General features: G+C 61.3%; 9 protein-coding genes and 4 pseudogenes. 9 read left to right on the top strand and 4 right to left on the bottom strand.

Annotated elements, in window-relative coordinates:
• Together ACTG1P_RS00250 and ACTG1P_RS00245 are read right to left on the bottom strand one after the other, a co-directional pair.
• Positions 1-424: pseudogene (locus ACTG1P_RS00250) on the bottom strand (hypothetical protein); the annotation flags it as partial.
• A gap of 63 nt (positions 425-487) precedes the next feature.
• The gene (locus ACTG1P_RS00245; RefSeq protein WP_440000167.1) at positions 488-895 is read right to left on the bottom strand and encodes a helix-turn-helix domain-containing protein; all 408 of its coding nucleotides are present in this window, start codon (positions 893-895) and stop codon (positions 488-490) included.
• A gap of 147 nt (positions 896-1,042) precedes the next feature.
• Between ACTG1P_RS00245 and ACTG1P_RS00240 the strand changes: the two genes are divergently transcribed.
• A complete protein-coding gene (locus ACTG1P_RS00240) occupies positions 1,043-1,942 on the top strand; it encodes an aldo/keto reductase (protein WP_440000166.1) in 900 nt (299 codons plus the stop codon).
• A gap of 71 nt (positions 1,943-2,013) precedes the next feature.
• Here the strand turns inward: ACTG1P_RS00240 and ACTG1P_RS00235 are convergent, their stop codons facing one another.
• Together ACTG1P_RS00235 and ACTG1P_RS00230 are read right to left on the bottom strand one after the other, a co-directional pair.
• A complete protein-coding gene (locus tag ACTG1P_RS00235) occupies positions 2,014-2,295 on the bottom strand; it encodes an RNA recognition motif domain-containing protein (protein WP_005337180.1) in 282 nt (93 codons plus the stop codon).
• 216 nt (positions 2,296-2,511) lie between these two features.
• A complete protein-coding gene (locus tag ACTG1P_RS00230; RefSeq protein ID WP_058057416.1) occupies positions 2,512-3,054 on the bottom strand; it encodes a hypothetical protein in 543 nt (180 codons plus the stop codon).
• A gap of 106 nt (positions 3,055-3,160) precedes the next feature.
• On the opposite strand from ACTG1P_RS00230, the gene ACTG1P_RS00225 reads away from it, so the two are divergent.
• From ACTG1P_RS00225 to ACTG1P_RS00190, 8 genes and pseudogenes are all read left to right on the top strand, one after another.
• The gene (locus ACTG1P_RS00225; RefSeq protein ID WP_287976932.1) at positions 3,161-3,931 is read left to right on the top strand and encodes an amino acid ABC transporter ATP-binding protein; all 771 of its coding nucleotides are present in this window, start codon (positions 3,161-3,163) and stop codon (positions 3,929-3,931) included.
• Positions 3,924-4,721, top strand: a complete 798-nt coding sequence (locus ACTG1P_RS00220; protein WP_201957482.1) for an amino acid ABC transporter permease — start codon at positions 3,924-3,926, stop codon at positions 4,719-4,721. The genes ACTG1P_RS00225 and ACTG1P_RS00220 overlap by 8 nt, the downstream gene beginning before the upstream one ends.
• Before the next feature lie 2 nt (positions 4,722-4,723).
• Positions 4,724-5,545: a transporter substrate-binding domain-containing protein gene (locus tag ACTG1P_RS00215; protein ID WP_440000165.1), complete on the top strand. Its 822-nt coding sequence runs from the start codon at positions 4,724-4,726 to the stop codon at positions 5,543-5,545.
• On the top strand, positions 5,545-6,450 hold the full coding sequence (locus ACTG1P_RS00210; RefSeq protein WP_440000168.1) for an amino acid ABC transporter permease: 906 nt from the start codon (positions 5,545-5,547) through the stop codon (positions 6,448-6,450). Before ACTG1P_RS00215 ends, ACTG1P_RS00210 begins: the two co-directional genes overlap by 1 nt.
• Positions 6,444-7,181 carry a penicillin-insensitive murein endopeptidase gene (gene mepA, locus ACTG1P_RS00205; RefSeq protein WP_440000164.1) on the top strand — a complete coding sequence of 246 codons (738 nt, stop codon included), beginning with the start codon at positions 6,444-6,446 and terminating at the stop codon, positions 7,179-7,181. The genes ACTG1P_RS00210 and mepA overlap by 7 nt, the downstream gene beginning before the upstream one ends.
• An 85-nt stretch (positions 7,182-7,266) precedes the next feature.
• Positions 7,267-7,833: pseudogene (locus ACTG1P_RS00200) on the top strand (LemA family protein); the annotation flags it as partial.
• Positions 7,823-8,350: pseudogene (locus ACTG1P_RS00195) on the top strand (TPM domain-containing protein); the annotation flags it as partial. The pseudogenes ACTG1P_RS00200 and ACTG1P_RS00195, both read left to right, overlap by 11 nt.
• Before the next feature lie 20 nt (positions 8,351-8,370).
• Positions 8,371-8,832: pseudogene (locus tag ACTG1P_RS00190) on the top strand (TPM domain-containing protein); the annotation flags it as partial.

Here is an 8,832-nt window from a genome sequence, read left to right as displayed (position 1 = left end):
CATGGCGTCAGTAGGCTGGGTGACAGTGTCACTTCGTAAATCGATATAGCGCATGAGATCCCTCCTGAAACAGGAGAGTGACGTTAGCCATGCGCCCCTCGCTTGGCAAGGGGCGCATGAGCAGAAATGCAGGCTGTCGCACAGCCACTTGGGCTACCTCTTCGACCCGCCGCTCTGGCATAAAGCTGACATCGTGCAACACGCCGATGGTGTTGATCACCACAGTGGGGAGCGGATCGGTGTCGTAGAGGGTAAACAGGGTATCGAACGAGATGGCGTCCACCTCTTGCAGCGGGAAGAAGGCCCCCATCTCGATCCCTTTTGGATAGGTACGCCCGGCCAGCAGGAAGGACTCCCCCCTTGCCATCAGCTCTCTTGCCAGCGCCGAGCCCAGCGCACCGCTTCCGAGGATCAAGTAGCTCATCGCCTAGAGCGTATCAGAATACTCAACCGGCCGTGACACGACCAAAGGGTAATATGCCCCTCATCACGCTTCCCCCAGATGGCGACCAAACTCCCGCGCCAGCGCCAGATCGAGGAAACCGTCCGCTTTCTTGTGGGTACGCAAAAACTGGTAATAGGCGAGCAGGGTGACCAGCGCCTCCTCATCGGGCAACCCCACCCCGGGTTGCTGATCGCCCAGCAGTTGCTGCGCCGCTGCCAGCGCATCCCTGTCTACCACTTCCGCCTGACGGTAGAGATAACCGCAGCCAGTTGCCAGCCACTCCAGCGAACAGTTGGCCCCCATGGCGATCTGGTTGGCCCGCGCCAGGCCAGGCTCGGCTCCCTTCAAATATTTGCGGATCAGCGCTTCACTGAGCCCCACCTTGCGGGCAAAGGCACTCACGCTCATCTCCCCGATCAGGCTCTGCAAGCGCTCGGCAAATCCTTCCATCCAACTCTCTCCCCTACTCTGCGATCAGAACCAAAGTTCGAATCATGCCACTGCCCATTATTGCTTTGCCAGCCACATGAGGCCAAGATGCCCGCAGTCATCTATGTTGCACATCGTTTTCGCATCGCGTTTTTCAAGGAGTCAACCATGTCTGTATCCCGTGTCGCCCTGCATCCGCAAGGCCCCACCTTCTCTCGCCTCATCATGGGTTACTGGCGCCTGATGGAGTGGCAACTCTCTCCGGCCGCTCTGCTTGACCTGATGAAATATCATCTGGATCTGGGGGTCACCACCATCGATCACGCCGATATCTATGGCGGCTATCAGTGCGAAGAGGCCTTTGGTCACGCCCTGCGCCTCGAGCCTTCCCTGCGCAGCCGGATGGAGATCGTCAGCAAGTGCGGTATCGCCCTCACCGCCAAACCGGAGCATGCCCTCAACCACTACAACACCGGCAAGAGCCATATCGTCGCCAGCGCAGAGGCCTCGCTGCGCAAGCTCGGCACCGACCATCTGGACCTGCTGCTGATCCACCGCCCGGATCCTCTGATGAACGCCGATGAAGTGGCCGACGCCTTTATCACCCTGAAACAGTCGGGCAAGATCAAGCACGCTGGGGTATCCAACTTCACCGCCCGACAGTTCGAGCTGCTGCAATCGCGCCTCCCCTTCCCGCTGGTCACCAACCAGCTGGAGATCTCGCCGCTTCATCAGGAAGGGACCCTCGATGGCACCCTGGATCAGTGCCAGCAGCTTGGCATCAAGCCGATGGCCTGGTCATGTCTCGGCGGCGGCCGACTGTTCAGCGATGACACCTATGCCCCGCTGCGTGCCGAACTGGAGCAGATCCGTCAGGAAGTGGGCGCCCAGACTATCGAGCAGGTGGTCTACGCCTGGGTAATGATGCTGCCAAGCCAGCCACTGCCATTGATTGGCTCCGGCAAGCGGGAGCGGATTGCCGCCGCCGTGGCCGCCGAATCCATCGGGCTGAACCGCCAGCAGTGGTTCCGCATCCGCAAGGCGGCGCTCGGTTACGACGTTCCCTGATAACTGCAAAACGTCCAGAAACAAAAACGGCATGGGGGAAACCCATGCCGTTTTTTTATTGCCGAGGCACCTTAGCGGTGGCGCTGTTGCGGGCGACCACGGGGAGCATCTGTCTTCGGTTTGGCCTGGTTGACGGTGATGGTACGGCCACCGACTTCAGTGCCATGCAGACCAGCGATGGCCTTCTCGGCATCACCATTGACCGGCATTTCAATAAAACCAAACCCCTTTGACTGGCCGGTATCGCGGTCGATGATGATATCAACCTTGTCGACCTGTCCAAACTGGCTGAACAGGGTTTTCAGTTCGTCGGCCGTCATCCGGTACGACAGATTTCCTACGTAAATCTTCATGCCATCCACTCTCGATTCAAGGTGCCTTCTCTATGCAATTCCCAGCATAACGGTAAGGGCACAACCCCTATGCCGGACCTGCCATGGCTTCATGCCGTGGCCTTCTCCACACTGTCGTCAAGTGATTGATCTCTTGGGTTAACAGTGCAGACAAGATCAATTCGAGTCACTGGCAGTATCTGAGCTTTGCCGGGAATTGTCGAGAAAATAGTCGACTCAGGCCGATTGCAGATCTGACAACCGTTGCGCCAGCATCCGGCGACCGTGCCAGGCCCGTTTAAAGCCGAAGCGATAGACCGACGGGCTCACCAGATGGAGCTCCCCCGCCTTGAGATCCAGCAAGGCCATGGCCGCCGCCAGCTCCTCTTCACTCAGTTGCAGATCGAGGCTGAAGTCGAGCCACTGGCCGTCGTGACCCACTCGCCGCTCCCGTTCAAGCGCCACCAGCTGGTTGCGGGGCAGCGCCAGCGCCTCATCCTTGTTGCCATTGAGCAGATAGATATGCTGTTCGTCCCACCCTAGCTCCGCCAGGCGCCAGGGCTGCCAGCTGCGGGGCAGCGACACCATGATCCCGGTGATGCCACCAAAGACCACGCCCACCCAGTTGAGCAGCGCCATGGCGCCCCAGCCATCCCACAAGGAGGCCGCCACCACGCCCCAACTCACCAGCAACAGCAGAAAAATGACGCAGCGATAGCGCACCGCTGGCGGCATCAACAGCTGCACCTGCGAACCGGCAAGCAAGGATGTAATACGCATGAAAAGCTCCTGTCATCACGAAATGGCGCCATTGTGAATAGCCATCAGGATGCTGACAAGGGGGTTTTCTTTGTCATCCCCCTATAAAATCAATACCATGGCGTAAATGATTCTCAGTGGAACCCGCTTCTTGACCAGCTCGCAACCCTGTGTGCGCTTTTGTGGCGTCGACAAATTCTATGGCGACTTTCAGGCTCTTCATCACATCGATCTCACCATTGAACGGGGAGAGAAGTGGGTTATCTGTGGCCCGTCAGGCTCGGGAAAATCGACCCTGATCCGCACCATCAACGGGCTGGAGGGGATCGACGGCGGCCAGCTGTTCCTGTTTGGCGAGCCGGTGACCCCCGCCTACCTGCGCCGCCTGCAAGGTCGGGTCGGCATGGTGTTTCAGCAGTTCAACCTCTTCCCCCATATGACGGTGCTGGAGAACCTGATGGTGGCGCCGGTGCATACCCTGGGGTTGCGTCCCCAGGAGGCCAAAGCCCGGGCACTCGGGCTGCTCGAGCGGGTGCGCATTCAGGCACAGGCTGACAAGTACCCACACCAGCTCTCCGGTGGCCAGCAGCAGCGGGTCGCCATCGCCCGCTCCCTCTGCATGCAACCCGAGCTGATGCTGTTTGACGAGCCCACCTCCGCCCTCGACCCCGAGATGATCCGCGAAGTGCTCGATGTGATCCGCGAGCTGGCTGACGAGGGGATGACCCTGATCTGCGTCACTCACGAGATGGGCTTTGCCCGTCAGGTGGCGGATCGGGTGCTCTTTATGGACGAGGGGAAGATCATCGAATCGGCCCCGCCCGCCCAGCTGTTCAGCGCTCCGCAGCACCCACGCACCCAAGCCTTCCTCGAACAGGTGCTCAGCTATCATGGCTAGGCTAAATCGCCCCCGCCTGCTCGGCTGGCTGTCAGGCACTGTGATGCTCTGTGCGCTACTGGGCTGGGCGCTCTATAGCGGCGCTCGCCAGATGGGTTATGAGTGGCAGTGGCCGCGGGTGTTGCCCTTTCTCGGCGAGTGGGATGAGGGGACCTTTTATGCGGGCCCCCTGCTAAACGGCTTGCTGGTCACCCTGCAGGTGGCACTTCTCAGCCTGTTGGGCACGATGGCGGTCGGTGTGTGCGTGGTCAGCCTGCGGCTGCTCCCCTCCCGGCTCGGCCCTTGGCTCGCCATCGCCTATCTGGCGCTGGTGCGCACCACGCCCCAGCTGGTGCAGCTCTATATTCTCTATTTCTTGCTGGGCCCCATGCTGGGATTGGCTCCCCTTGCCTGCGCCGTGTTGAGCCTCTCCCTCTATCAGGGGGCCTTCACCGCCGAGGTCTTGCGTGCAGGCGTACAGGCTATTCCCAAAGGACAGTGGGAGGCAGCCCAGTCGCTTGGCTTGTCACGGGCCATCACCCTGCGCAAGGTGATCCTGCCCCAGCTGGTGCGCATCACCTTGCCGCCGCTCACCAACGAGCTGGTCTCCCTTATCAAGCATTCGGCGCTGGTGAGTGTGATCGCCATCTTCGATCTGACCAACGAAGGGCGTACTCTGGTTGCCGATACGTTTCTGACCTTTGAGGTGTGGTTTACCGTGGCCGCCCTCTATTTGCTGTTAACCCTGACGCTGTCAGCCTGTTCGCGGGCGCTGGCCCGTCACCTGAATCCGGATCAACAAGGACGCTAACCATGAATCTGTCATTCAAGACCACCCTGTCGGGCGCTGCCCTGCTGCTGGCAAGCCTGCTCACTCCGGCATTGGCACAAACTGCCCCCTCCGACACCCAGGCACAGATCGAGCAGAGCGGTACCCTGCGGGTCGGCATGTCCACCTTCGCCCCCTGGGCGATGCGCGACAAGCAGGGGGCCCTGATCGGTTTCGAGATTGACGTGGCCCGTCGCCTCGCCACAGATAACGGCTGGCAGGTAGAGTTCGTGCCTACCGCCTGGGATGGCATCATCCCCTCCCTGTTGGCGAAAAAATATGACGTCATCATCGGCGGCCTCACCATCACCCCCGAGCGGGAGAAGAGCGTGCGCTTCACCCAGGCCTACTCCCATTCGGGGGTGCAGCTGGCCGCCTCCAGCACCATGGCCAAAGAGAAGAAAACCGTGGCGCACTTCAACCAGCGCGGGGTGATCCTGGCGGTACGTCGTGGCGCCTCACCGGTACAGGTGGCAAAAGAACACTTCCCCAAGGCCACCCTGCGCCAGTTTGATGACGAGTCACAGGTATTTCAGGAGGTGCTGAACGGCCGCGCTCACGGCGCCCTCTCCTCTTCCCCGAAACCCGAGCAAGAGGCGCTGCGCCACCCCGATGCCCTCTTTATGCCGTTTGCCGAACCGTTGGCACAAGGCGATGAAGGCTTTGCCCTGCGCAAGGGGGATGATGCCCTGGCTGAGCAGTTCAACGAGTGGATCGCCGCCCGTCAGGCCGATGGCTGGCTCAAGGCGCGCCATGACTACTGGTTCAAGTCGCTGGCGTGGGAAGCGCAGGTCGCCAATCCCTGATGCTGATGCCCCTCAAAGAGACCATCCGGCGCATCGTCCGGAAGCCATGTCGGAACATCAACTGGCTGGATGGGGCGATCGCCCTGATCCTGCTGCTGGCTGGCCTCTGGCTGGCCAGCCGCTTGCACATCGGGGTGGCCTATCAGTGGCGCTGGCATGAGGCCTTCGATCTGCTGTTCACCCCTGGCCCTCACGGCGAGTTGCCCTACTTTTTCAGCGGTCTGCTCACCACCTTGCGCATCGCCCTGCTCGGCATGGTGCTGGCGCTGCTGCTCGGCACTGCGCTGGGGGTAACCGCCTTCAGCCGCCGCCCCTGGCTGGTGATGCCCGCGACCCTGTTTATCCAGCTGATCCGCAATCTGCCGCCGCTGGTCTTTATCTTCATCTTCTACTTCTTTATCGCCAACCAGCTGCTGCCTGCGAGCGGCCTCTCCCGCTGGCTCGGCACCGTATCGCTCTCCCCGTGGCAAGAGGCGCTGTTTGGCCCGCCTGCCCGCTGGGAAAACCTCATCTCAGGCACCCTCTGCGTTGGCATGATCAGCGCAGCCTTCGTCGCCGAGATCGTCCGTGCCGGGCTGGCCGCCATCCCCCGCGGCCAGTGGGAGGCGGCGCAGAGCCTCGGACTCTCCCCCTGGGTGCGGCTGCGCCATGTGATCCTGCCGCAGGCCATGCTGCTGATGTTGCCCCCCCTCACCGGTCAGCTCATCGCGCTGGTGAAGGATACCGCCATCGTTTCCCTTATCTCGGTGCAGGAGCTTACCTTCGTCGGCACCGAGATGGCCAACTCCAGCGGGCTGGTCTACGAGATCTGGCTGCTGGTGGCCGCAGCCTATTTATTTATATGTTTGAGTCTGTTCGTGCTGCTGAGCCGACTCGAAGCAAGACAAGGAGCACGCACATGCTGACGTCCCTGTTGCTGGCGACCGTATTGCAAGCGGAAGCCATCGGCGGTTATGCCGCCGGTTGCCTGAAAAACGGCGTATCCCTGCCCCTCGAAGGGCCGGGGTATCAAGTGATCCGCACCAAGCGGCTGCGCTACTACGGCCACCCCGACCTTATCCACTATCTGCAGACGCTGGCCAACCAGACCCGCATGGCCGGGCTGCCGGATCTCTACATCGCTGATCTGGCGATGGCCCGGGGCGGCCCCTTTACCTCCGGCCATCGCAGCCATCAGACCGGACTTGATGCCGATATCTGGTTTCGCATGGCCAACCGTCCCATCAGCAAATGGGAGCAGGATGCCCCCAAGGAGTGGGCGCTGATCGACGAACCCAGCTACAAGATGTTGCCGGGTCGCTTTGGCCCCCAGCAGCTCACCCTGCTGCAGCTGGCGGCCAGCAAACCCGAAGTCGCCCGCATCTTCGTCAATCCGGTGATCAAATCCGCAGTCTGCCAACAGACAGGTAACGAACCCTGGGTCGCCAAACTGCGCCCTTGGGTGGGCCATTTCAGCCACTTCCATGTGCGGCTGCGCTGCCCGGTGGGCAGCCCAGATTGCGAATCTCAGGCCCCCATTCCGCCCGGCAACGGCTGCGGGGAAGAGCTGGCCTCCTGGCTCAAGGACAAGCCCCAGCTGCCCAAGGTCTCCAGCATCAACAAGCGACCCGAGCTACCTGCGCGTTGTGGCAACTGACCCCAAGCTGGTATGGTGGTGCACTCTTGGTCGTACACCATCCATGGCGCACTATCGACTCGAAATACCAAAGGAGAACAACAAGATGGCCACATCACTCTGGCGCAAAACCACGCAGAGCCTGTTGACCCTGACCCTGCTGCTCGGCCTGACCGGCTGCGGCATGAACAATATTCCGACCCTGGATGAGCAGGTCAAGGCGAGCTGGGGGCAGGTTGAGAACCAGTATCAGCGCCGCGCCGATCTCATCCCCAATCTGGTCGCCACCGTCAAGGGCTACGCCAGCCATGAGCAGGAGACCCTAAAGGCGGTCACCGATGCCCGAGCCCGAGTAGGCAGCGTGCAGGTGAGCGACCCTGCCCAGCTCAAGGAGTTTGAAGCGGCGCAGAACCAGCTCTCCAGCGCCCTCTCCCGTCTGATGGTAGTGGTAGAACGCTACCCCGAGCTGAAAGCGGATCAGCAGTTCCTGACCCTGCAAGCCCAGCTGGAAGGGACCGAGAACCGCATCTCGGTGGCTCGCCGCGACTATATCGAGGCGGTGCGCCAGTTCAATACCGAGATCCGCACCTTCCCCGGCGTTATCTGGTCCAAGCTGCTCTACTCGGATCTGGAGGCCAAACCCAGTTTCAGTGCCAAACCCGGTGCCGATGATCGATGGGGAGACTATCGAGGAGTACGGCTACCAGCTCGGTCGCCACTGGGGGATCGGCCAGAAAGGCAAAAACAATGGCGTGCTGTTGCTGATCGCCCAAGATGAGCGCAAGGTGCGGATCGAGGTAGGCTATGGATTGGAAGGCGCCCTGCCCGACGCCATCGCCGCCAACATCATCCATGGCCGCATCCTGCCCGCCTTCAAGCGCGGCGATATGGTGGCCGGGATCATGGCGGGCAGCCAGAGCATCATGAAGGCACTCGCCGGAGAGTATCAGCCGGTCGAGCAGCCAAAGAGTGACAACGGTGGCGGTCCCTGGCTGTTTATTCTGGTGGTGATTGCGATGATCGTGCTCCACAACCTGCGCGGCGGTGGTGGCGGTGGGCCGGGAGGACGACGTCGGTCGGCCTACATGGCCGGTGGATTGGGTGCCGGCTCCTTTGGTGGTCGCTCCGGCGGCGGATTCAGCGGTGGCGGCGGCAGTTTTGGCGGCGGCGGAGCCTCCGGTGGCTGGTAACAGGAGTAAAGAGACAAATCATGATTTCTAAACAGTTCTTCCACACGCTTCAGGCCAAGGTGCGCGAAGCGGAGCTAGAGACTGATGCTGAACTGGTCACCGTGCTGGCCCCGGCCAGCGATGGCTATCGCTACATTCCCACCCTCTGGGCGGCGCTGCTGGCGATGCTCACACCGCTGCTGGTGTTCCAGCTCGGCTTCTGGCTCGGCTGGTACGAAATCCTGCTGGTGCAGTGGGCGGTCTGGCTGCTGCTGAGCCTGCTGTTCCACTGGACCCCCATCAAGATGCGTCTCATCCCGAAGAAGGTTCGCCAGCACCGGGCTGCCCTGATGGCTCGCCTGCAATTTGTCGAGCAGGGGCTGCACCGCACCCGCGACCGGCTCGGGGTGCTGATCTTCGTCTCAGCCGCCGAGCACTATGTAGAAATACTGGTGGAGCTTGATTGGCTTGGTACTGGCGTTGATCGCCATCCTTGGCGGCAA

Source organism: Aeromonas sp. 11P (assembly GCF_051920165.1).
Classification (GTDB): Bacteria; Pseudomonadota; Gammaproteobacteria; order Enterobacterales; family Aeromonadaceae; genus Aeromonas; species Aeromonas veronii.
This window is presented reverse-complemented; position numbering and strand designations above follow the sequence as displayed.